Source organism: Comamonas sp. 4034 (genome assembly GCF_050434545.1).
Lineage (GTDB): Bacteria > Pseudomonadota > Gammaproteobacteria > Burkholderiales > Burkholderiaceae_C > Comamonas > Comamonas odontotermitis.
The window spans coordinates 496,235-519,012 of record NZ_JBNDIT010000001.1; the positions used below are offsets into that span (position 1 = coordinate 496,235).

21 protein-coding genes are annotated in these 22,778 nt (G+C 63.7%); 13 read left to right on the forward strand and 8 right to left on the reverse strand.

The features are described 5' to 3' along the window. Positions 1–57 precede the first annotated feature (57 nt). The 3 genes from ABIE32_RS02220 to ABIE32_RS02230 all read left to right on the forward strand — a co-directional run bounded on the left by ABIE32_RS02220 (position 58) and on the right by ABIE32_RS02230 (position 2,423). Positions 58–882: an ABC transporter substrate-binding protein gene (locus tag ABIE32_RS02220; protein ID WP_429013451.1), complete on the forward strand. Its 825-nt coding sequence runs from the start codon at positions 58–60 to the stop codon at positions 880–882. 84 nt (positions 883–966) lie between these two features. After that, positions 967–1,734, forward strand: coding sequence for an amino acid ABC transporter permease (locus ABIE32_RS02225; protein ID WP_429013454.1), 768 nt, complete (start codon positions 967–969; stop codon positions 1,732–1,734). Next, entirely contained in the window at positions 1,731–2,423 is a 693-nt protein-coding gene (locus ABIE32_RS02230; protein WP_429013456.1) for an amino acid ABC transporter permease, read from the forward strand. The genes ABIE32_RS02225 and ABIE32_RS02230 overlap by 4 nt, the downstream gene beginning before the upstream one ends. Positions 2,424–2,480: 57 nt before the next feature. Here the strand turns inward: ABIE32_RS02230 and ABIE32_RS02235 are convergent, their stop codons facing one another. From ABIE32_RS02235 to ABIE32_RS02245, 3 genes are all read right to left on the reverse strand, one after another. Beyond that, a complete protein-coding gene (locus tag ABIE32_RS02235) occupies positions 2,481–3,851 on the reverse strand; it encodes a glycerophosphodiester phosphodiesterase family protein (RefSeq protein ID WP_224150926.1) in 1,371 nt (456 codons plus the stop codon). 230 nt (positions 3,852–4,081) lie between these two features. Continuing rightward, on the reverse strand, positions 4,082–4,351 hold the full coding sequence (locus ABIE32_RS02240; protein WP_224150927.1) for a hypothetical protein: 270 nt from the start codon (positions 4,349–4,351) through the stop codon (positions 4,082–4,084). Positions 4,352–4,409: 58 nt separating this feature from the next. Then, the gene (locus tag ABIE32_RS02245; protein ID WP_429013460.1) at positions 4,410–5,192 is read right to left on the reverse strand and encodes an SDR family oxidoreductase; all 783 of its coding nucleotides are present in this window, start codon (positions 5,190–5,192) and stop codon (positions 4,410–4,412) included. 125 nt (positions 5,193–5,317) lie between these two features. On the opposite strand from ABIE32_RS02245, the gene ABIE32_RS02250 reads away from it, so the two are divergent. Continuing rightward, positions 5,318–6,232 carry a LysR substrate-binding domain-containing protein gene (locus ABIE32_RS02250; RefSeq protein ID WP_429013463.1) on the forward strand — a complete coding sequence of 305 codons (915 nt, stop codon included), beginning with the start codon at positions 5,318–5,320 and terminating at the stop codon, positions 6,230–6,232. Between the two features lie 15 nt (positions 6,233–6,247). Here ABIE32_RS02250 and ABIE32_RS02255 read toward each other — a convergent pair whose 3' ends face one another. Beyond that, positions 6,248–6,925 (reverse strand): ankyrin repeat domain-containing protein, encoded by a 678-nt coding sequence (locus ABIE32_RS02255; RefSeq protein ID WP_429013634.1) that lies wholly within the window; start codon positions 6,923–6,925, stop codon positions 6,248–6,250. 223 nt (positions 6,926–7,148) lie between these two features. Between ABIE32_RS02255 and ABIE32_RS02260 the strand changes: the two genes are divergently transcribed. Beyond that, entirely contained in the window at positions 7,149–7,916 is a 768-nt protein-coding gene (locus ABIE32_RS02260) for a hypothetical protein (protein ID WP_429013466.1), read from the forward strand. Continuing rightward, positions 7,913–8,329: a hypothetical protein gene (locus ABIE32_RS02265; RefSeq protein ID WP_429013468.1), complete on the forward strand. Its 417-nt coding sequence runs from the start codon at positions 7,913–7,915 to the stop codon at positions 8,327–8,329. The genes ABIE32_RS02260 and ABIE32_RS02265 overlap by 4 nt, the downstream gene beginning before the upstream one ends. Before the next feature lie 17 nt (positions 8,330–8,346). Here ABIE32_RS02265 and ABIE32_RS02270 read toward each other — a convergent pair whose 3' ends face one another. The 4 genes from ABIE32_RS02270 to ABIE32_RS02285 form a co-directional block, all read right to left on the reverse strand. Beyond that, positions 8,347–8,928, reverse strand: a complete 582-nt coding sequence (locus tag ABIE32_RS02270; RefSeq protein ID WP_429013471.1) for a pseudouridine synthase — start codon at positions 8,926–8,928, stop codon at positions 8,347–8,349. Then, positions 8,925–9,617 (reverse strand): GntR family transcriptional regulator, encoded by a 693-nt coding sequence (locus tag ABIE32_RS02275; RefSeq protein ID WP_429013473.1) that lies wholly within the window; start codon positions 9,615–9,617, stop codon positions 8,925–8,927. Before ABIE32_RS02275 ends, ABIE32_RS02270 begins: the two co-directional genes overlap by 4 nt. A gap of 4 nt (positions 9,618–9,621) precedes the next feature. Then, entirely contained in the window at positions 9,622–10,941 is a 1,320-nt protein-coding gene (locus ABIE32_RS02280; RefSeq protein WP_224150934.1) for a C4-dicarboxylate transporter DctA, read from the reverse strand. A 236-nt stretch (positions 10,942–11,177) separates the two neighbouring features. Continuing rightward, the gene (locus ABIE32_RS02285) at positions 11,178–11,546 is read right to left on the reverse strand and encodes a RidA family protein (protein ID WP_184705051.1); all 369 of its coding nucleotides are present in this window, start codon (positions 11,544–11,546) and stop codon (positions 11,178–11,180) included. A 141-nt stretch (positions 11,547–11,687) separates the two neighbouring features. Here ABIE32_RS02285 and ABIE32_RS02290 point away from each other — a divergent pair, with 141 nt between their 5' ends. From ABIE32_RS02290 to narJ, 7 genes are all read left to right on the forward strand, one after another. Continuing rightward, positions 11,688–12,341 carry a TenA family protein gene (locus tag ABIE32_RS02290; RefSeq protein ID WP_429013477.1) on the forward strand — a complete coding sequence of 218 codons (654 nt, stop codon included), beginning with the start codon at positions 11,688–11,690 and terminating at the stop codon, positions 12,339–12,341. 111 nt (positions 12,342–12,452) lie between these two features. Continuing rightward, positions 12,453–13,652: a threonine ammonia-lyase gene (locus tag ABIE32_RS02295; RefSeq protein WP_429013479.1), complete on the forward strand. Its 1,200-nt coding sequence runs from the start codon at positions 12,453–12,455 to the stop codon at positions 13,650–13,652. A 303-nt stretch (positions 13,653–13,955) separates the two neighbouring features. Next, positions 13,956–15,224, forward strand: a complete 1,269-nt coding sequence (locus tag ABIE32_RS02300) for an MFS transporter (RefSeq protein WP_429013481.1) — start codon at positions 13,956–13,958, stop codon at positions 15,222–15,224. Between the two features lie 33 nt (positions 15,225–15,257). Then, positions 15,258–16,694, forward strand: coding sequence for an MFS transporter (locus ABIE32_RS02305; RefSeq protein WP_429013483.1), 1,437 nt, complete (start codon positions 15,258–15,260; stop codon positions 16,692–16,694). Between the two features lie 26 nt (positions 16,695–16,720). Further along, positions 16,721–20,527: a nitrate reductase subunit alpha gene (locus ABIE32_RS02310; protein ID WP_429013486.1), complete on the forward strand. Its 3,807-nt coding sequence runs from the start codon at positions 16,721–16,723 to the stop codon at positions 20,525–20,527. A 29-nt stretch (positions 20,528–20,556) separates the two neighbouring features. Further along, positions 20,557–22,080 (forward strand): nitrate reductase subunit beta, encoded by a 1,524-nt coding sequence (gene narH, locus ABIE32_RS02315; RefSeq protein WP_429013488.1) that lies wholly within the window; start codon positions 20,557–20,559, stop codon positions 22,078–22,080. Positions 22,081–22,091: 11 nt separating this feature from the next. Next, positions 22,092–22,778, forward strand: coding sequence for a nitrate reductase molybdenum cofactor assembly chaperone (gene narJ, locus ABIE32_RS02320; RefSeq protein WP_429013491.1), 687 nt, complete (start codon positions 22,092–22,094; stop codon positions 22,776–22,778).

The window sequence follows — 22,778 nt, forward strand, 5'->3', positions numbered from 1 at the left end:
CTTCACTGTGCTGCGGCCCGAGGGGCTGCACACGGGTTTGTTCAAGAAAGCATCGATATGAAAAACAAGACACTGGCGCTGGTCGCCACCGCTGCGCTGGCAGCACTGGCATCGGGCGCCGCCTGGGCGGATCGCCTGCAGGACATCAAGCAGGCAGGGGTGCTTCGCGTGGCGGCGTTTGATGCCAATCCGCCCTTCGGCTTCGTCGACCCCAAGACCCGCAAGATCGTGGGCCTGGACGTGGACTATGCGCAGGAGTTCGCCAAACGCCTGGGCGTGAAGCTGCAACTGGTGCCGACCAATCCGGCCAACCGCGTGCCGCTTTTGCTGGCGGGCAAGGTTGATCTGGTGTTGGCCAACTTCACCATCACCGAAGAGCGCGCCAGGCAGGTGGGCTTCAGCATTCCGTACTTTGCTTCGGGCACGCAGTTCATCGCACCCAAGGGCACATTGACCACGCCGCAGCAACTGAGTGCGCTGCGCATTGGCGTGGACAAGGGCACGACCAACGAGATCGTGCTGCGCGAAAAGTATCCCCAGGCCACCCTGGTGGCCTATGACGACACGCCGTTTGCCTTTACCGCGTTGCGCAATGGCAATGTGCAGGCCATTTCGCAGGATGGGCCCAAGCTGGTGGGCCTGCTGGCCACCATCAAGAACAAGCAGGAGCGCGACAAGTGGGAGGTGCCTGCCTTCACGATCTCCAGCGACTACATCGGCGTGGGCATTCCCAGGGGCGAGGCTGCCCTGACCGATTTCGTCAACACTGCCTTGCAGGAGCTGGAGGCCAATGGCGGGGCCGGCAAGATCTACGACACCTGGTTCGGTCCGCAAAGCGCGACACCACTGGTGCGCAATTTCAAGATTGGCGACAAGCGCTGAGGCCTGCCCTCGGCCATAGCCATCGCCATGGCACCTGCCTGATCCCGGCCTGCGCCGGGACTCGGGTTTTGTGCGCTGACAGACATGCATCCTCTTCTTCTCTGGCTCGATCCGGTCTGGCAGCACCTGCTGGCCGGTAAATACTGGCACTGGCTGCTCGGCGGCTGGTGCGTCACCATGCTGACCTCGCTGCTGGTCATTGCCGCAGCCACGGTGCTGGGCATTGGCTTTGCCCTGGCACGCAATTCCGGGCTGGCGCCGGTGCGCGGGCTGGCCCTGGTCTATCTGTCGGTGTTCCGCAATACGCCGCTGCTGGTGCAGCTGTTCTTCTGGTACTTCGGGGTGCCCAGCCTGCTGCCAGCCGAGTGGATGGCCTGGCTCAACAGGCCGCACCCGCTGGGCGGAGGCTGGTTCAGCCTGGGCTGGCCTTCCTTCGAGTTCATCTCGGCAGCGGTCGGCCTGGTGTTCTATTCCACGGCCTATGTGGGCGAGGAGGTGCGTGCAGGCATCCGTAGTGTGGCGCCCAACCAGGTTCAGGCAGCGCGCTCGCTGGGCATGACGGGCTGGCAGGTGCAGCGCCACATTGTGCTGCCGCAGGCGCTGGCCACCATTACCTCGCCGCTGCTGGGGCAGTACATGAACATCATCAAGAACACGTCGCTGGGCATGACCATAGGCCTGGTCGAGCTGTCCTACCGCGCGCGCCAGGCCGAGGCGGAGACCTTCCAGTCCTTCCAGGTGTATGGCATCACCACACTGCTGTACATCGTGCTGATTCTCGCGCTGGAGGTGCTCGGCCAGCACCTGGAACGTCGGCGCCGCTGGGGCCGGGTACAGCCGGGGCGGGCATGAACTTTTCCGCATTGGAAGACGATTGGCTCTACCTGCTGGTGGGGACCTTCCCCGAGGGGCCGCCTGGCGGCGCGCTGCTGACACTGATTCTGAGCGCCAGCTCGGGCCTGCTGTCCGCCGTGCTGGGCCTGGTGCTTGGTGTGGCCCTGGTGATGGGAGTCGGGCCGTGGGCTCGGTGGTTGCGCACTGTGCTGGGTTTTTTGCGCGCGATTCCGGTGCTGCTGCTGATCTTCTGGATCTACTTTCTGCTGCCGGTGCTCTTCCATATGGATGTGCCCGGCAGTGTCTCGGTGGTCTGCGCGCTGTCGCTGGTCAGCGGTGCCTACCTGGCGCACGGGGTGGCAGCGGGCATCGGCGCGGTCGGGCAAGGCCAGTGGGATGCGGGGGCCGCGCTGGGCCTGACGCGCTGGCAGGTGCTGCGCAGCCTGATCCTGCCCCAGGCCTTGCCGGTGATGCTGCCGTCGTTCGTGAACCAGTGGGTCACCTTGATCAAGGACAGCTCGCTCGCCTACATCGTTGGCGTGAGCGAGCTGTCCTTTCTGTCCACCCAGGTCAATGCGCGGTTGATGGTGCATCCTGCCGAGGTGTTTTTGCTGGTGGGCGCCATCTACTGGTTGCTGTGCTCGCTGCTCAACCTGCTGGCCTGGGTGGTGGAGCGCAGGGGCAGGGCGGGCTGGGCCCATGCGTAGGCAACAAAAAAGGACGCATGGCGTCCTTTTGCACTTTGAAGGTGAGGGCTTGCGGGCTTACTTGCCCTTCAGCTCGGCAATGTAGGCGTCGCGCGCCTTCACGCCGGTCGGGGTGAAGTCGGTGAAAACGCCATCGATGCCCAGGCGGTAGTAGGCGAGGAACTCCTGTACCGGGTCTCCCTTGTAGATACCGGCAAGGCGCCCTGCCTCGTTGCGGAAGGTGAAGCTGTGCACCACCAGGCCAGCCTTGTGCGCGTTGGCAATCAGGCCGGTGTCCTTGAGGGTGTTCACGTCCTTGAGGCCCGCGCCTTCCTTGTACGGCACCACCGAGTGGGCCAGCACCTGGGGTTTCCAGGGGCCGATGCCGTCGGCATAGGTCTTGATTTCGGCGAGGCCCGCCGGGGTCTGCATGACGGCGAAGGTGCGCGCATCACCGGCCAGCGTCCAGCTATAGGGGCGGCCGCTGATGAAGGTCCACTCATCGGTGGTGATGTAGACCATCGAGCCATCCTTGAGGTCGAAATCGTTGCCGTCGATCAGCTGCACGCCCTTGGCCTTCATGCCGGCTTTGCGCAGGTATTTCAGGCTTTCGGGGTCAAAGCTCTGGATGTAGATGGGGGCATCCTTGCTGTTGAGCTTGTTCTTCTCCAGCAGGGCCAGGGTGGCGTCTTCCAGCGGGTGGCTGCCGGGCGCGCCGCAGCCGTTGGCGATGGCCTGCTGGTTGTTCCAGTAGGGGTTCTTGGTTTCGGCATAGACCGGGATGGTGCGGCCCACCGCCTTGCCCTTGGCCGTGGCGATGTCGATCACATCCTGCGCGCTGATGAGCGGCAGCTTGCCGTTCCATTCGGTGGGGCGGTCGGCACGGTTGTCCAGGGTGGTGCCACCGATCCAGTCGCGCAGCTCCTGCATCGTGAAGTCGCTGATCGACCAGTCGTTGCTGTGGTCTTCGCCATCGACCACCAGGGCCTTGAGCACCGACTTGGGATCGCTGGGGTTGATCTGGTCGCTCAGGTACTGCGCGGGGCCGTTGGCGGGAATGGCGGGGTATTTCACATCCACCAGCACGCCCTTGGCCGTGCGCTTGCGGGCGGCTACGGCGGCGTTGGTCTTGGCAACGTCGGCGATGTTGGTGCTGTCCCCCAGCCACGCATTGTGGCGTGCCACCAGCTGGCAGTCGCGCGTCAGGTGCATGTCCAGCTCGATCATGTCGGCACCGGCGTCGATGGCCTTCTCATAGGCCATGCGTGTCTGCTCGGGATACATGCCGGAGTAGCCGCGGTGCGCGATCACCTGGGGCTGGTAGCCGTCCAGGGTGAGGAAGCGCACACCATCATCGCCGCCGCCACCGCCGCAGGCAGTCAGCAGCAGGGCGCCGCACAGGGCCGTGCCCAGCGCTGTCAGGTGGAACTTGGGGGTACGTGTTGTCATAGGAATCGACCAAGGGTTGAGAAAGCGAAAGGTGGGTGGATGCTGCGGGCGCCGTATGACTGTGGTGTGACAGTGTGCCCGGCCGTCAGCCTGCACCAACGGCAACGCCGCCATGTGGCAGTCCGCTTGCGCAAACTGCTGCATGGCAGCGTACGGGATTGCGTGCGCTTTACCCAGAACTTTCGATATTGCGGCGCAGCAAATGTGGCGTAAACACTTTCTCGACTTTCTCAGGCGCGTTGCAGCAGCCAGACCAGCACCAGCGCCAGCGCAGCGGGCACGGCAAAGTTGAGCAGCAGGATGGGCAGCTCCTGCGCCACGGTGTAGCCTGCCTTGCTCACACCCACCCACATATTGGCCAGGGTCATCGCCAGCCACACAGGGATGAACGCCTTGGCGCCGGTCGCCATGCTGGCTGCATCGGCCCCCCACAGCTTGCCCAGCAGCACGAAAACGGCGAGCTGCAGCACGCCCGTCACCATCACCAGCAGCATGTGCATGGCGGTCTCCTCTTGGTTGAAAACAATGCGGCCTGCCGCTGGGGCAGGCCATGTCTGCTTATTTTGTCGTGTAGCCGCCGTTGATCAAGATGGTTTGTCCGGTAATCCACCAGCCGTCGCTCACCAGGTGACGCACAAAGGGCACCACGTCTTCGATATCGGTGAGCCCTGTCTGGCTGAAGGACGAGAGGGCCGCTGCGCTCTTGTGGTAGGCCTGGGCATCGGTGCTTTCCTGGCCGTAGAAGAACGGCGTATCCATCGGGCCGGGGCCCACGGCGGTCACCGAGATGCCGCGTGCGCCGAATTCCTTGGCGGCGGCGCGGGTGTAGTGTTCCACCGGTGCCTTGGTGCCGGCGTACGACGAATAGAACGGCGTAAACGCTCCGAGCAGCGACGTCACCAGGGTGCAGACCTTGCCGCCATCGTTCACATGCTTGCCCGCTTCCTTCAGAAAGAAGAAGGCAGCCTTGTTGTTGACGGCATCCATTTCGTCAAATTCGGCCTCGCTGATATCGGCCATGGGTTTCTTGAGCACCTTGCCCACGGTGTTGATGGCGATGTCCGGGCGGCCCACGGCGGCAACGGCGTCGGCAAACAGCTTTTCCACCGCCGCTGCCGTCGTCAGGTCGCCCTGCAGGATGACAGCCTTGGCGCCGAGCTTTTGCACGGCAGCCAGGGTTTGCTCGGCATCGGCCTTGCTGGCCGCGCTGTTGTAGTGAATGGCAATGGCCTTGGCGCCGTGCTGGGCGAAATCCGTGGCGAGCAGGCCGCCCAGGTTCTTGGCGCCGCCAGCGATCAATACGGTCTTGCCCTGCAGGCTGTGTTTGGAGGAAGAAGACATGAACGAATACTCCTGTGCATGAATCAGAGGTGTCCAGCGTAATTGGTTATAAATCAAAGATAAATATAGAATTTAGTCCATATTTATTCAGAATTTACTAACAATCTACGCCTGCTCTGCGCACCATGGACCGTATTGACCTGCTCCAGATTTTTCTGCGCGTGGCCGCAACTGGCAGCTTTTCGCAAGCGGCTGATCAGCTGTCGCTGCCCCGGCCCACGGTGTCGCTCGCCGTGCAGCAGCTGGAGGCGCGCCTGGGCACACGGTTGCTGCATCGCACCACGCGCAAGGTGGCGCTCACACTCGATGGCCATGCCCTGGTGGAGCGCGCCAGCAGCCTGGTGGACGAGATGCAGGACCTGGAGCAGCGCTTTCGCCCCAACCACCATGCGGTGGCGGGTCGGCTGCGCATCGATGTGCCCAGCCGCGTGGCACGCCTGCTCATCGCGCCGGCCCTGCCTGCCTTGCTGGGGCAGCACCCGGGGCTGGAGGTGGATCTGGGCTCCAGCGACCGCGCGGTCGATCTGGTGCTCGAACACGTGGACTGCGCGCTGCGCGTGGGGCCGCTTGCCGACAGCAGCCTGGTGGCCAAGCCCCTGGGCAGCATGCGTCTCATCAACTGCGCAAGCCCCGCCTATCTGGCGCAGCATGGCACCCCCCAGGCCCCGGCCGATCTGGTGGCGCACCAGGTGGTGCGCTACAACTCGCCTACCACTGGCCGCGCCGCGCCCTGGGAATGGGTGGAGGGCGGGAGCGAACACAGCCGGGTGGTGCCAGGCGCCGTGGGCGCCAACCATGTGGAGAGCTATATCGCCTGCGCCCTGGCCGGGCTGGGGCTCATCCAGATTCCGCAGTACGACGTGCGCGGCCACCTGCAAGCGGGTGAGCTGGTGGAGGTGCTGCACGATTACCCACCACCTGCCTTGCCGGTGCATGTGCTCTACCCGCACCGCACGCACCTCTCGCGCCGGGTGCGTGTGTTCATCGACTGGGTGGCGCAGTTGCTGGCGCAGGCGGGGGCAGTGGAAGATGCTATTTAATAAATGTCTTGAAAATCAACGCGCGCCAGCGGCGGTCAGCATTTTTTCCATGGCCTGGTAGCCCCGCTGCCTGGCATGGGCCAACGGCGTCACGCCGTCCTTGTCGGCCAGGTTCACATGGGCCTTGGCATCGATCAGCAATTGCACGATCTGCTGGTGGCGCGGGCCACCGTCCGACAGGATGATGGCTTCGAGCAGGCCCGTCCATCCCAGGCGGTTGACATGGTTCACATCGGCGCCTGCGGCGATGAGGGTACGCACGGTCTCGACATGGCCGCGCTCGCAGGCGGGGATGAGCGCGGTGCCACCGTAGCGGTTGGTGCTGCGCAGATCGGCCCCATGGGCCAGGGTCATTTTCAGAATTTCCAGATGGCCGCGCGCACCGGCGTACAGGTACGGACTGTCCTGCATGTCGTCCTTGGCGTTCACATCGGCACCCGCCTCGATCAGCGCCCTGGCCGCATCCACATGGTTGCCATGGGTGGCCACCAGCAAGGCGGTGCGGCCCTGCGCGTCACGGGCGTCAATGGCGGCACCTTCCCTGATGCGCTGGCGGATCGTGGAGACATCATTGGCCGCAGCGGCCTGGTGCAAGCGGAGGCTGGTCATGGCAGGGGTGGATGGACGGGTTTGTGCGTTTGTGGTGGCCTGGGCATGGGCCGTTACTGCCCATGGCGCGCTGAGAGCGCCCATCAGGCAGAGTGCGAGAAAACGGTGCAAGGCTTTCCTCCTGGTCGTAGGGCGTGAGGAGATCACGTGGTGAAAGCGAAAGGTCTTGGAGATCGTAGCATTGCCCGAACCCATATACTCACAAATTAATAGCTGCTGGCGAACAACTGGTGAGCGCCAGCAGGTGATTTATATCGATATCGATGCTGACCGAATAAGGTGCGGCGACCCGTCATCCCTCCAAGACATGCTGAAAAATGCCGCACGCGCACACCGTTGCCGCGCAAAGTGCTATCAAAAACAAAGTGGAAACGCAGCGCTGCTGGGTCTGGGCTGGTGCGTGATGGCGGTGCTGGCGCTGGTGATGCTGTGGCTGCTGGCGCCGCTGCTCATCGGTATCGTGGTGGGCCTGGGGGTGACCGTGCTGCTGTGCCAGAGCATTCGCATCGGACGGGCGTTGCAGGCAAAGTCACTGGTGAGTGCGGAGGCCGCCGAGAAGGCGGCGCGCATGCCGCGCTGGGTGCCTTTTGCGGCAATGCTGTTCACGCTGATCGGCGGCGCAACGGGCTGGCTCACCCTGTTCTGGCTGCCCGAGGGCCTGCATCCAGAGCAGGTGCTCCCCCTGGGCACGGCGCTGCTTTGCGCGCTGGTGGTGTTCGTGCTGGTGTGGTTGGTGGGCCAGTTGTCCACCGGCTGGGGCCATCTGCGACAGGGCGAGGCCTGGAATGCGGCCCCCATGTCTTCGGATTGGTGGGTCTGGGCGCTGTTGTGGGCCCTGCCTACCGGGGGGTGGTGGGGCTTGCGGCGCCGAACCAGGCAAGCCAGAAGGCCTGGGGTGAACAATGGCGTGGGTACTACAGCGTGCCCATTCGCATTGCGCTGGCACCTGTGGGCAACAGCGCATCACGCCAGCAACGCGATGCTGCCCTGCTGCAATTGGTGGGCCCCTTGCTGGAACAAGGCAGCCGCCGGGTGGAGGCCCGCCTTCGCACCCGCAACGGCACTACGGTCATGACAGCTGCCATTCCGGCGCGCTACCGTTGGACGGATGATGCGCTGGAGATTCGGCTGGCTGGCGAGCTGGAGCCCCAAGCGCTGGCGTTGCACATGCAGGCGATGCAAGGGGCCACCCATGGCGATGCGGGAGCGTGGATGCTGCTGGGCATGGCGCAATGCCAGCCAGTTCCCAGCGCGCTGGCAGCGCTGAGCATGGCGCACCGCCGCACGCAGTGGCAGCGCACGCAGGCCTGCGCGAGGGAGCGGGGCGCTGAAATTCAGCGCCTGGCGGCTGTATTGCAGGGCCAGATCAGCGCCGTTGAGGTGTTGCCGGGCGTTCGCTTTCGCCCCTGGCCGCTGCGGCGTGGCTGGCGTGCGGTGGATTTACCCTCTGGCCAAGCGCTGGAAGCAGTACCTTTGCTGGCACGTTAACTCGCTTTTGAGAGACCCTAGGCCAAAGGCTGCAGGCAGTCTGCCCATTCACCCGGGTGCAAGCCATCCAGCGTATAAGGCCCGATGGCCATGCGTATCAGCCGCAAGGTCGGGTGGCCGATGGCAGCAGTCATGCGGCGCACCTGGCGGTTCTTGCCTTCGCGGATGATGAGTTCGATCCAGCAATCGGGAATGCTCTGCCGCACCCGGATCGGCGGGTTGCGCGGCCACATATCGGGTTGCGGGTCGAGCAGGCGCACCTGCGCGGGCAGCGTCTTGCCGTCTTTGAGCACCACGCCCTCGCGCAGTTGTTGCAATGCAGCATCGGTGGGAATGCCTTCCACCTGTACCCAGTAGGTCTTGGCCATCTTGTGGCGCGGGTCCGCGATGCGTGCCTGCAGTCCGCCGTCATTGGTCAGCAGCAGCAGGCCTTCGCTGTCGGCGTCCAGGCGGCCTGCCACGTACACACCGGGCACGTCGATCCAGTCCTTGAGCGCCGTCCAACGCCCTTCGGGGGTGAACTGGCTGAGCACGCCATAGGGCTTATGAAAGCGCAGCAGGCGCGGCGCGGCGGCTGGCGGGGGCTGGCGCCTGTTCATCGCAGCACCGGAGCCAGGGTGGCACGCAGGCGTTCGCTGGGTGCGGGTTCCGGCTCGGGCGGGGGCGGTGCGATCTCCAGCGCCTCTTCCACCTGGCCGATGTGCGCCAGCATCAGGGCGCGGGCCTGGGCGGTATCGCCGCGCTCCAGCGCCGCAACAATGCTGGCATGGTCGGCGCAGGATTGCTCGGCGCTGTGCTGCGACTGGTAGAGGGTGGCGGCCAGCGTGGTGCGGGCGGTCAGGTCGCGCAGGGTATTGGCCAGCAGGCGGTGGCCCATCTGCTCGGCCAGGCATACGTGAAAGTCGGCCAGCAGAAAGGCGCGGGTGGCGGCATCGGCGCCCCGGATGGCGCGCTCTTCCTCGCCGATGTGCTGGCGCAGCTGCCCGATCACCTTCTGCATCGGGCGCCCGGCCGCATCGATGATGCCCGATTCGATGATGCGGCGCGCGGCAAAGGCATCGCGCGCATCTTCGGCGCTGGGTTGCACCACATACCAGCCGCGTCGCGGCTGCACCTGCACGAAGCCACGCGCCTGCAACTGCATCAGGGCTTCGCGCACCACGGTGCGGCTCACGGCAAAGTTATCCGCCAGTTCCTGCTCCCCCAGCCGTTCTCCGGGCGAGAGCTTCTGCGCCAGGATGGCTTCGACAACGCGCTCGGCGATGGAGGTGGGGGTGACAGGAGACATGGACTCAGGCGTGGGATTTGGACGTACCCGATTGTGCCGCCGATTGGGGTGCATCTTCGGCGATGCGCTCGCCATTGAGCACGCGATGGGCACGTTCGCGGTCGATATCGCCTTCCCAGGCGGCGATGGCTACCGTGGCCACGCAGTTGCCGATCAGGTTGCCCAGCGCACGGGCGATACCCATGAACCAGTCCACCGACAGCACCAGCACCAGCCCAATGGCAGGAATCGCGGGGATCGCATGCAAGGTGGCTGCCAGCACCACGATGGCCGAGCCCGGCACGCCGTGTGCGCCCTTGGATGTGACCAGCGCAATGGCCAGAATGGTCAGCAGGTCGGACATGCTGATGGGCGTGTTGGTGGCCTGGGCAATGAAGACCGCCGCCAGCGTGATGTAGATGGAGAATGCATCGAGGTTGAACGAGTAGCCGGTGGGAATCACCAGGCCCACGGTGGAATCGCGCACGCCCATGTTGCGCAGCTTGGCCATCACCTGCGGCAGCACGCTGTCGGACGAGGTGGTGGCGAACACGATGGTCAGCTCTTCACGCAGGTAGCGCAGCAGCTTGATGAGGCTGAAGCCGGACAGGCGCATCACCAGGCCCAGCACCACAAATACGAAGAACAGCACCGCCACGTAGAACAGGCCCACCAGCATGCCCAACTGCTTGAGCGAGCCGATGCCGTACTTGCCCACGGTGAAGGCAATGGCGCCCAGCACGCCCAGCGGTGCCAGCTTGATGATGATGCCCATGATCTTGAACAGCGCGAGTGCCGTCATGTCCACCAGATCGGCCAGCGGCTTGACGCGGTCGCCCAACAGCGTGAGCGCACAGCCGAACAGCACCGCAAACAGCAGCACCTGCAGAACATCGCCCTTGGCAAAGGCGTCCACCACTGTAGTGGGGATGAGTTTCATCAGGAAATCCACCGTGCCGCCGCTGGTCAGCTTGTCGGCGTTGCTGGCGTAAGCCGCCATGGCCGCCGGATCGAGCTGGCTGACATCCACGTTCATGCCCACGCCAGGCTCGAACACAAAGGCCAGCACCAGCCCCATGGCCAGCGCGATGGTTGTGAGCACTTCAAAGTAGATCAGCGATTTGACCCCCACGCGGCCCACGCGCTTCAAGTCGCCCGCCCCGGCAATGCCGTGCACGACCACGCAGAACACCAGCACGGGGATGATCATCTTGATCAGCTTGATGAAGCCGTCGCCCAGCGGCTTGAGCTTGACGGCGTATTCAGGCGTCAGCAGGCCAACGATCACACCCACAATGAGTGCGATCACCACCTGCCCGAAGAGGGATTTGACAAAGCGGCGCATGGAATGGATTCCTTGAAATGTATTTGCATACAAGATTTATTCATCTTGTGCACAAGAATGTACTCAAGGAGTTTGCGGCGCATGCAGCGGGTATTCCCGGTATGCGCGGCAGGTGCCTCAAAAGCCAAAAGGCATGCCCATGGAGCGTTTCCATGGGCATGCCTTTCGGTGGACGGCGCTTTGGCGGCCTGCAGGCTTGCGCCTGCGCATAACAGTTATTCCGGGCGAGGAATGGTTCAGCGGGCCGATTCCACAGCCGCCACCACCACCACCTCGATCTTGTAGGCGGGGTTGGCCAGCTGGGCCTGCACGGTGGCCCGGGGCGGGGTGTGGCCAGCGGCGACCCAGGCGTCCCAGACTTCGTTCATCTGGCCGATTTCGCTGATATCGGTCAGGTAGATCTGGCATTGCAGGATGCTTTGCTTGCTGGAGCCGGCCTCGCCCAGCAGGCGGTCAATGTGGCCCAACACCTCCTGCGTCTGCGTCTTGATATCGGCGCCGGGGCTGTTTTCCGGGATCTGGCCTGCCAGATACACGGTGCCGTTGTAGATGGCGGTTTCGGACAGGCGGGCGCCCACATGGCGGCGGTCAATGGCAGAGGTCATGCGTGTCTTTCTGTGGAGGAAACGGTTTTCAAAAATCATAGCGCATGGCGCGCACTGGTGGAGCGCCTAGGGCTGTTTTGGTGCAGATGCGGCACAATGGCGTTCTTACCGCGCAGAAGCCTGCGCCCATGAGACCATGCCATGAGCCAACGATTTTCCGAGTCCCTCAAAGAACTGAACCGCACGCCGTGGCAGGCCTGCACCCAGCACCGCTTCATCAACGAAATGTTCGCAGGAACCCTGGACGACGCCGTGCTGCACCGCTACCTCGTGCAGGATTACCAGTTCATCAACCAGTTTGTCGCCCTGCTGGGCGCGGCCATTGCCAGTGCCGACCAGTTTGCGCCGCGCGTCACCCTGTCGCAGTTTGCGGCCATGATCACGAGCGACGAAAACACCTATTTCATCCGCAGCTTTGACGCGCTGGGCGTGGCCGAATCCGACCGCCACCTGCCGCAACTGAGCCTGCCCACGGTGCAGTTCCAGGCGCTGATGCTGGAGGCCGCGCGCAGCCAGAAATACGCCAACTGCCTGGCCGTGCTGTGCGTGGCAGAAGGCCTGTACCTGGATGCATTCGACCGCGATGGCGCTGCACTGCCGCCCCGCTTCGAGCATGCCGAATGGATCCATCTGCACGCCAATGACTTCTTCCGCGGCTTTGTTGGCTGGCTGCGCGCCGAGCTGGACCGCGTGGGCGAGGGCCTCGATCCGCAGGCCCGGGCCGACGCGGCAGATTTTTTTGCTCGCGCCGTTGCGCTGGAGCAGAACTTCTTCGACCATGTTTATGCCGTCTAGCGCTTACCGACAAGGCAACACACCATCAAAAAACAGAGCAAAACGGCCCGTGCCCCATGACACGCACATTGCTTGCAGGCGCGGCCCTTCTTCCTGACAATGCCATCCACCATGCTCAGCATCCAAGACATTCGCGCTGCCGCGCAGCGCATCCAAGGCAAGGTTGAACGCACGCCTTGCCTGTATTCACACACCCTGTCGAACATCGTCGGCGCCAAGGTGTACCTCAAGTTCGAGAACCTGCAGTTCACAGCGGCCTTCAAGGAGCGCGGTGCCTGCAACAAGCTGATGCAGCTGACCGGCGAGCAGCGTTTGCGTGGCGTGATCGCCATGAGCGCAGGCAACCATGCGCAGGGCGTGGCCTACCACGCCCAGCAGTTGGGCATCCGCGCCGTCATCGTGATGCCGCGCTTCACGCCCGGGGTGAAGGTGGAGCGCACGCGCAGCTTTGGGGCCGAAGTCGTGCTGCATGGCGACACGCTGGAGGAAGCACGCATCCACGCCTACGCGTTGGCCGACGCGCAGCAACTGGTGTTTGTGCACCCGTTTGACGACGAGGACATTGCCGCCGGCCAGGGAACGCTGGCGCTGGAGATGCTCGAAGACCATCCCGATCTGGACGCCCTGCTGGTGGCCGTGGGTGGCGGCGGCTTGATTGCCGGGATTGCCACGGCGGCCAAGGCCATCCAACCCGGGATCGAGGTGGTGGGGGTGCAGACATCACGCTTTCCCAGCATGCTCAACGCCGTGCAGCACAAGGACTTGCCCGTCGGCGTCTCCACCATGGCAGAAGGCATTGCAGTGGCGACAGCAGGCATGATCACCCGCCAGATCGTGGCCGAGACGGTAGACGATCTGGTGCTGGTGGAAGAGGGCGATATCGAGCAGGCCGTGCTGATGCTGCTGGAGATCGAGAAGACCCTGGTGGAAGGAGCGGGCTCGGTGGGCCTGGCGGCGCTGCTGCGCTATCCGGACCGCTTCAAGGGCAAGAAGGTGGGCCTGATCCTCTCGGGCGGCAACATCGATCCGCTGCTGCTCGCCTCCATCATCCAGCGGGGCATGGTGCGTTCCGGGCGGCTGGCGCGCTTGCGCATCAGCTCGCGCGACGTGCCGGGCATGCTGGCGCGCATCACGGCCATCGTTGCCGAGGCGGGCGCCAATATCGAAGAGGTGCACCACCAGCGCGCCTTCACCAAACTGGCCGCACAGAACACCGAGATCGACATCGTGCTGCAGACCCGCAGCAATGCGCATATCCAGGAAGTGATGGACAAGCTGCGCGCAGCAGGCATGCAGGTCGAGCTGGCCTGATGCAACGCTGGCGCTGACGACGCCCCATACGGGTGCCGTCGGCACGCCGCATGGGGCAAGGGCGTTTGCCGTGCAGAGCGGCTCTGCCAAAGTGGCGAAAAACCTTTCACTTTGCTTGCTAGATGGCACTGTGCATTTGACGCAAATCATGCATTTGAAGGGTTTATGGCGCAGTAGTTCTTCAGAACGATGGCATGGCGGCGGCCATCGTTCTTCTGGCGCGGCGTGATGCACTAACAGGTGGATGGTGCAGCGCGGCCTGGCGCGCGACAGTGGGGCAGATTCAACAACATCTGCCCCACCATGGATTCCGCCTCTGCACCACCCGCTGTCTCCCGCCAGGCCTGGAGCGTTCTCGCCGTCAGCACGCTGGCCTTCACCGTCTGCTTCATGGTGTGGATGATGTTTGGCGTCATCGGCATTCCGCTCAAGAAGCAGCTGGGCCTGAATGCCACCGAGTTCGGCCTGCTCACCGCCATGCCTGTGCTCTCGGGCTCGCTGGTGCGGGTGCCGCTGGGCATCTGGACGGACCGCTATGGCGGCCGCATTGTGATGACCATATTGATGGCCGTCACTGTGCCAGCCATCTGGCTTATGGCCTATGCCACGCAGTACTGGCAGTTCCTGGTCATCGGCCTGTTTGTCGGTCTGGCTGGCGGCTCGTTCTCGGTAGGCACGCCTTACGTTGCACGCTGGTTCCCCAAGAGCCGCCAGGGCATGGCGATGGGTGTGTACGGTGCCGGCAACTCGGGCTCGGCGGTCAACAAGTTCCTCGCACCCGCACTGCTGGTGGTGGGTGGCTGGGCGCTGGTGCCCCAGGTCTATGCCGCCATCCTGGCGGGCACCGTGGTGCTGTTCTGGATGTTCAGTTCGCACGATCCACGGCATCTGGTGGCCAGCAATGTGCGTTTTGTCGACCAGCTCAAGGCGTTGAAAGACCCGCGTGTGCTCAAGTACTGCCAGTACTACAGCATCGTGTTCGGTGGCTATGTGGCGCTCGCACTGTGGATGGTGCAGTACTACGTGGGCGAATACGGCCTCGATATCCGCGTGGCTGCGCTCCTGGCGGCCTGCTTTTCGCTGCCTGGCGGTGTGCTGCGCGCCATCGGCGGCGTGCTGTCAGACAAATATGGCGCCCACAAAGTCACCTGGTGGGTGATGTGGGTGAGCTGGATCTGCCTGTTCCTGCTGAGCTATCCGCAAACCGATTTCACCATTGCCACCATCAACGGCCCCAGGACATTCCACATCGGGCTGAACGTCTACACCTTCACTGCGCTGATGGGCGTGCTGGGCGTGGCTTTCGCCTTCGGTAAGGCCAGTGTCTTCAAGTACATCGGCGACGACTACCCCGACAACATCGGCGCCATCAGCGGCATCGTCGGACTGGCTGGCGGCCTGGGTGGCTTTGTGCTGCCCATCATGTTCGGCGCCTTGCTGGATATGACCGGCGTGCGCTCCAGCGCTTTCATGCTGCTGTACGGCGTGGTCTGGGTCTCTCTCATCTGGATGTACTGGACCGAGGTGCGCCACACCGACCTGATGGGTAGCACCCTCGCCAAGAAGGCTTGAAGGCCGCGTGAATATCTTCTGGAAAGAATCTCCATGAACACTACAACCACCACTGCGCCGCGCCGCGGCAGCACCTTGAAAATCTGGACCCCGGAGGACAAGGCCTTCTGGGAAAAAGAGGGCGAAGCCATCGCCAAGCTCAATCTGTGGATTTCGGTACCCGCCCTCTTTCTGGCCTTTGCTGTCTGGCAGGTCTGGAGTGTGGTTGCCGTCAGCCTGCCGAGTCTGGGCTTCCAGTACTCGACCAACCAGCTCTTCTGGCTGGCGGCGGCGCCCGCGCTGTCCGGCGCCACGCTGCGCATCTTCTACTCCTTCATGGTGCCCCTGGTCGGCGGACGCCGCTGGACGGCAATCTCCACCGCCAGCCTGCTGATCCCGGCCATCGGCATCGGCATTGCGGTGCAGGACCCGAGCACGCCCTATCCCACGATGCTGATCCTGGCCCTGCTGTGCGGGCTGGGAGGCGGCAATTTCAGCTCCAGCATGGCCAATATCAGCTACTTCTTCCCCAAGGACCGCAAAGGCTCGGCGCTGGGCGTGAACGCTGGCCTGGGCAACCTGGGCGTGTCGGTGGTGCAATTCCTCAGTCCCATCGTCGTCACGGCAGGGCTGCTGGGTGTGTTCGGTGGCGATCCGCAGACCATCACCAAGGGCGGCGCCCAGGTGCAGGTCTGGATGCAGAACGCCGCCTTCATCTGGGTGCCATGGATCGTGCTTGCCTCGGTTGCAGCGTGGTTCGGCATGAATGATGTGGCCGACGCCAAGGCCTCGGTGGCAGCACAGGCGGCCATCTTCGTGCAACCGCACAACTGGATCATGTGTGTGCTGTACCTGGGCACCTTCGGCTCCTTCATCGGCTTTGCTGCGGGCTTTCCCCTGCTGATCAAGAGCCAGTTTCCCACCGTCAACCCCTTGACCTATGCGTGGCTTGGCCCGCTGGTGGGCGCCGTGATCCGTCCCTTTGGCGGCTGGCTTGCCGACAAGGTCGGCGGCGGCGTGGTGACGATGTGGAACTTCCTGGTGATGGCTTTGGCCGTGCTGGGCGTGCTGTATTTCCTGCCCAAGGGCGCGAGTGCGCTGGCGCTTTCAATCGGGCCTGCCGAGGGCAATTTCACTGGCTTCTTTCTGATGTTTCTGCTGCTGTTTGTCACCACCGGCATCGGCAATGGATCGACCTTCCGGATGATTCCCATCATCTTCAACCAGCTCGCCCTGCGCCAGGCCGGCAAGGACGCAGCGGCGCAGGCTTCCGCTATCAAGGAAGGCAATGTGCTAGGCGCTGCTGCTGTCGGCTTTGCCGGCGCGTTTGGCGCCTACGGCGGCTTCTTCATTCCCAAGAGCTACGGCACTTCCATCGCTGCCACCGGCGGCCCGGAGGCAGCGCTGTGGGTCTTTGCTGCCTTCTACCTGCTGTGCGTGGTCATCACCTGGTGGTGCTATGGGCGCCGCCAAGCCTCCATGCCCTGCTGACCCTTCACGAGAAAACGAGAACCACCATGAGTCATTTCCTCGACCGCCTCACCCACTTTCGTCTGCCCAAGGAAAGCTTTGCCGATGGCCATGGCCGTACCACGGGCGAAGACCGCACCTGGGAAGACGCCTACCGCGCCCGCTGGTCGCATGACAAGATCGTGCGCAGCACGCACGGCGTGAACTGCACCGGCTCGTGCTCCTGGAAGATCTACGTCAAGGGCGGCATCGTCACCTGGGAAACCCAGCAGACGGACTACCCCCGCACCCGCTGGGATATGCCCAACCACGAGCCACGCGGCTGCGCGCGCGGCGCCAGCTACAGCTGGTACCTGTACAGCGCCAACCGCGTGAAGTACCCGATGGTGCGCGGCCGGCTGCTGGAGCGCTGGCGCGCTGCGCTGGCCGTGGCCAAAACGCCCGTGGATGCCTGGGCCCTGATCGTGCAGGACGATGCTGCGCGGCGCGACTACCAGAGCGTGCGCGGCATGGGCGGATTCGTGCGTAGCAGCTGGGACGAGGTCAACCAGCTCGTGGCTGCGGCCAACGTCTACACCATCAAGCAACACGGGCCCGACCGCATCATCGGCTTCTCGCCCATTCCGGCGATGAGCATGGTCAGCTATGCGGCGGGCAGCCGCTACCTGAGCCTGATTGGCGGCGTGTGCATGAGCTTCTACGACTGGTACTGCGACCTGCCGCCAGCCAGCCCCCAGGTCTGGGGCGAGCAGACCGACGTGCCTGAATCGGCAGACTGGTACAACAGCAGCTACATCATTGCCTGGGGCTCCAACGTTCCGCAGACGCGCACGCCCGATGCCCACTTCTTCACCGAGGTGCGCTACAAGGGGGCCAAGACCGTTGCCGTGACGCCCGACTACAGCGAAGTGGCCAAGCTCTCCGATGTCTGGCTGCATCCCACGCAGGGCACCGACGCGGCGCTGGCCATGGCCATGGGCCATGTGGCGTTCAAGGAGTTCTACTTCGACCGGCGCAGCGAATACTTCGACGACTACGCACGCCGCTACACCGATCTGCCCATGCTGGTGCTGCTGGAAAGCAAAACCCTGCCCGACGGCAGCGTGGTGCAGGTACCAGGCCGCTACCTGCGCGCCAGCGACTTCAACGGCAAGCTCGGGCAGCAGAACAACCCGGAGTGGAAGACCATGGCCTTCGACGGCGATGGCCGCGCCGTGCTGCCGCACGGCTCCATCGGCTTCCGCTGGGGGGCCGAGGGCCGCGACGACGCCGGCAAATGGAACCTGGAGGCCAAGGAGGCACGCCACGGCGCTGAGGTGAAACTCAAGCTCTCGGTGCTGGAAGACGGCAGCCAGGCGCATGAGGTTGTCGATGTGGGCTTTCCTTACTTTGGCGGCATTGCCACGCCGCATTTCACGGCCAACGAACAACAGGGCAATGTGAACCGCGCCCGCGTGCCGGCTGTGCGCCTGCGCCTGGGTTGTGATGGCGAATACAGCGAGGCGCTGGTTGCCACCGTGTTCGACCTGCAGGCCGCGCAGTACGGCATCAACCGTGGTTTGGGCAGCGGTGCTGCCAGCTACGACGACAACGCACCGTACACCCCGGCATGGGCCGAGCAGATCACCGGCGTTCCGCGCCAGCAGATCATCACCGTGGCGCGCGAATTTGCAGACAACGCGGACAAGACGCGTGGCAAGTCCATGGTCATCATCGGTGCGGCGATGAACCACTGGTACCACTGCGACATGAACTACCGTGGCGTCATCAACCTGTTGATGCTGTGCGGCTGCATTGGCCAGAGCGGCGGCGGCTGGTCGCACTACGTGGGCCAGGAAAAGCTGCGCCCGCAGACCGGATGGACGGCGCTGGCCTTCGCACTCGACTGGGCACGGCCACCACGCCAGCAGAACAGCACCAGCTTCTTCTACGCGCACACCGACCAGTGGCGCTACGAAAAACTGGGCATGGAAGAAATCGTCAGCCCCTTGGCCGATCGGAGCCAGTACGGTGGCAGCATGATCGACTACAACGTGCGCGCCGAGCGCATGGGCTGGTTGCCGAGTGCCCCGCAGCTCAAGACCAATCCGCTGTCGATTGCTGCGCAGGCCGATGCGGCGGGCCTGGCGCCACGCGATTATGTGGCCCAGGGCCTCAAGAGCGGCAGCCTCACGATGAGCTGCGAAGACCCGGACGCCCCCGAGAACTGGCCGCGCAACCTTTTCGTGTGGCGCAGCAACCTGCTGGGCTCCAGCGGCAAGGGGCACGAGTACTTCTGCAAACACCTGCTGGGCACCGACAACGGCGTGCAAGGTAAGGACCTCGGCCCGCAGGATGCCAAGCCCGAAGAGGTGACCTGGCATGCCCAGGCGCCCCAGGGCAAGCTGGATCTGCTGGTTACGCTCGACTTCCGCATGAGTACGACCTGCCTCTACTCCGATGTGGTGCTGCCCACGGCCAGCTGGTACGAGAAGAACGACCTCAACACCAGTGACATGCATCCCTTCATCCACCCACTGTCGGCTGCGGTCGATCCGGTGTGGGAGTCGCGTTCCGACTGGGAAATCTACAAGGGCTTTGCCAAGGCTTTCAGTGAGGTCTGCGTGGGTCATCTGGGCGTGGAGCGCGATACCGTGCTTACGCCGCTGATGCACGACACCCCTGCCGAGCTGGCGCAGCCCTACGGCGTGGCCGAATGGAAAAAAGGCGAGTGCGACCTCATCCCCGGCAAGACGGCGCCACAGGTCACGGTGGTGGAGCGCGACTACCCCAACACCTACAAGCGCTTTACCGCGCTGGGCCCGCTGATGGACAAGCTGGGCAACGGCGGCAAGGGCATCAACTGGAAAACCGGCACCGAGGTGGAACAACTGGGCCAGCTGAATGGCCTGACCATCGAGCCCGGCGTGACCGAAGGCCGCCCACGCATCGTCAGTGACATCGACGCCTGCGAAGTCATCCTGCAGCTGGCTCCCGAGACCAATGGCCACGTGGCCGTGAAGGCCTGGGAGGCGCTGGAGAAAGCCACGGGCCGTGAACACAAGCACCTGGCCCTGTACCGCGAGGACGAAAAGATCCGCTATCGCGACATCCAGGCGCAGCCGCGCAAGATCATCAGCTCGCCCACCTGGAGCGGCATCGAGAGCGAAACGGTGAGCTACAACGCGGGCTACACCAATGTGCACGAGCTGATTCCATGGCGCACGCTCACCGGCCGCCAGCAGTTCTACCAGGATCACCCCTGGATGGTTGCCTTCGGCGAGGGCTTCTCCAGCTACCGTCCGCCGGTCGACATGAAGGCCACGGCTGGCATGCAGGGCATCAAACCCAATGGGCACCCGGAGATCCAGCTCAACTTCATCACGCCGCACCAGAAGTGGGGCATCCACAGCACGTACACCGACAACCTGCTGATGCTTACGCTCAACCGTGGCGGCCCTGTGGCGTGGATCAGCGAGGAGGACGCCAGGCGCGCCGGTATCGAAGACAACGACTGGATGGAGATGTTCAACCTCAATGGTGCAGTCGCCGTGCGCGCGGTGGTAAGCCAGCGCGTCAATCCCGGCATGGTGCTGATGTACCACGCGCAGGAAAAGATCATCAACACACCCGGCAGTGAGATCACCGGCGTGCGTGGTGGTATCCACAACTCGGTCACGCGCATCGTGCTCAAACCCACGCACATGATCGGTGGCTACGCGCAGTACAGCTACGGCTTCAACTACTACGGAACCATCGGCACCAACCGCGACGAATTCGTCGTCGTGCGCAAGATGGCCAAGGTGGACTGGCTGGACACGCCGCGCGATGACCACCTGGCTGGTGCTTACCAGTCGCAGGGCGAGAACCCCTGATTCCGATCAGAAAGAACAAGGAAACCGCGATGAAAGTACGTGCACAGATCGGCATGGTGCTGAACCTGGACAAATGCATCGGCTGCCATACCTGCAGCGTGACCTGCAAGAACGTCTGGACCAGCCGCCCCGGCGTGGAATACGCCTGGTTCAACAACGTCGAGACCAAGCCCGGCATTGGTTACCCCAAGGAGTGGGAAAACCAGGAGCGCTGGAATGGCGGCTGGACCCGCAAGGCTGATGGCTCCATCGTGCCGCGCCAGGGCGGCAAATGGCAGCTGCTGATGAAGATCTTCGCCAACCCCAACCTGCCGGAGATCGACGACTACTACGAGCCCTTCACCTTCGACTACGACCACCTGCAGAGTGCCAAGGAGATGAAGGCAGCGCCTACGGCCCGTCCGCGCAGCCTCATTACCGGCCAGCGCATGGAGAAGATCGAGTGGGGCCCGAACTGGGAGGAAATTCTGGGCGGCGAATTCAGCAAGCGCAGCCGGGACAAGAATTTTGACGAGGTGCAGAAGGACATCTACGGCCAGTTCGAGAACACCTTCATGATGTACCTGCCGCGCCTGTGCGAGCACTGTCTGAACCCCGCCTGTGTGGCGAGTTGCCCGAGCGGTTCGATCTACAAGCGCGAGGAAGACGGCATCGTGCTGATCGACCAGGACAAGTGCCGCGGCTGGCGGATGTGCGTCTCGGGCTGCCCGTACAAGAAGATTTACTACAACTGGAAGAGCGGCAAGGCCGAAAAGTGCATCTTCTGCTACCCACGCATCGAAGCCGGGCAGCCCACCGTGTGCTCGGAAACCTGCGTCGGCCGCATCCGCTATCTGGGCGTGCTGCTTTACGATGCCGACCGCATCGAACAGGCAGCCAGCGTCGAAAAGGACAAGGACCTATACCAGGCCCAGCTGGACATCTTCCTCGACCCGAACGACCCGGCGGTGATCGAGCAGGCCCGCCGCGACGGTATCCCCGAGGCCTGGCTGATCGCTGCGCGCAACAGCCCCGTCTACAAGATGGCGGTGGACTGGAAGGTTGCACTGCCGCTGCATCCCGAGTACCGCACGCTGCCCATGGTCTGGTACGTGCCACCGCTGTCGCCCATTACTGCAGCGGCCCAGGCCGGCCACGTGAGCGCCAACGGCGAGCTGCCGGATGTGAACCAGCTGCGCATTCCTGTCAAATACCTGGCCAACCTGCTCACCGCAGGCGACACCGTGCCCGTGGTGCGGGCGCTGGAACGTATGCTGGCCATGCGCGCCTACCAGCGCGGCAAACATGTGGAAGGTATGCCCAACCAAGCGGCACTGCAACAGGCGCAGCTGTCTGTGGCCGAAGCTGAAGAGATGTACCGGATCATGGCCATTGCCAATTACGAAGACCGCTTTGTGATCCCTACCACGCACCGCGAATACGCGGAAAACGCCTTCAATGTGCGCGGCGGCTGCGGGTTCTCCTTTGGCAACGGCTGCAGCGAGGGCGAGACCGAAACCAGCCTGTTTGGCAGCGAGAAGAAGCGCACCATCCCCATCAAGGCGACGCTGTGAGGAGAGAAGACATGAAAGACAGTATCAGCTTCACCCTGCGCGCACTGGCCCACCTGCTGCGCTACCCGGATGCCGACATGCGTGGCCACCTGGTGGACATCCATACCGCGCTGAACGCCGAAAACGCGCTAGGCAATGTGCGCCGCACTGAACTCGACGCCCTGATGGATCGCCTGCTGGCAGAAGGCATGGATGCCGAAGCCAGCTATGTAGACCTGTTTGACCGTGGACGCGGCACTGCACTGCACTTATTCGAGCATGTGCACGGCGATTCGCGTGACCGCGGGCCGGCCATGGTCGATCTGGTGAAAACCTACGAGCGGGCTGGCCTGCTGCTGGACCCTGCCGAACTGCCAGACCACCTGACTGTGCTGCTGGAGTTCGCCTCCACCCAGCCGACGCAGGAGGCGCGTGCCTTCATTGGAGAGTTTGCGCACATTCTGCAATCCATCGCCGCTGCCCTGGTGCGCCGCCAAAGCGACTATGCCGCCGTGGTGTCTGCCGTGCTTGACCTGGCAGGCCAGCCGGTGGTGGCGGATACGCCCGCCGCTTCATTGCCCGCTGATGAGTCACTGGATGAAAGCTGGGAAGAGCCAGCAGCATTTGGCGGCTGCAACAGCCAGGGGCAGGCCGCACCCGGCACCCCGCAACCCATCCACATCACGCGGCGCCAGCCACCGGCCGGCTCCGCCCGCTGA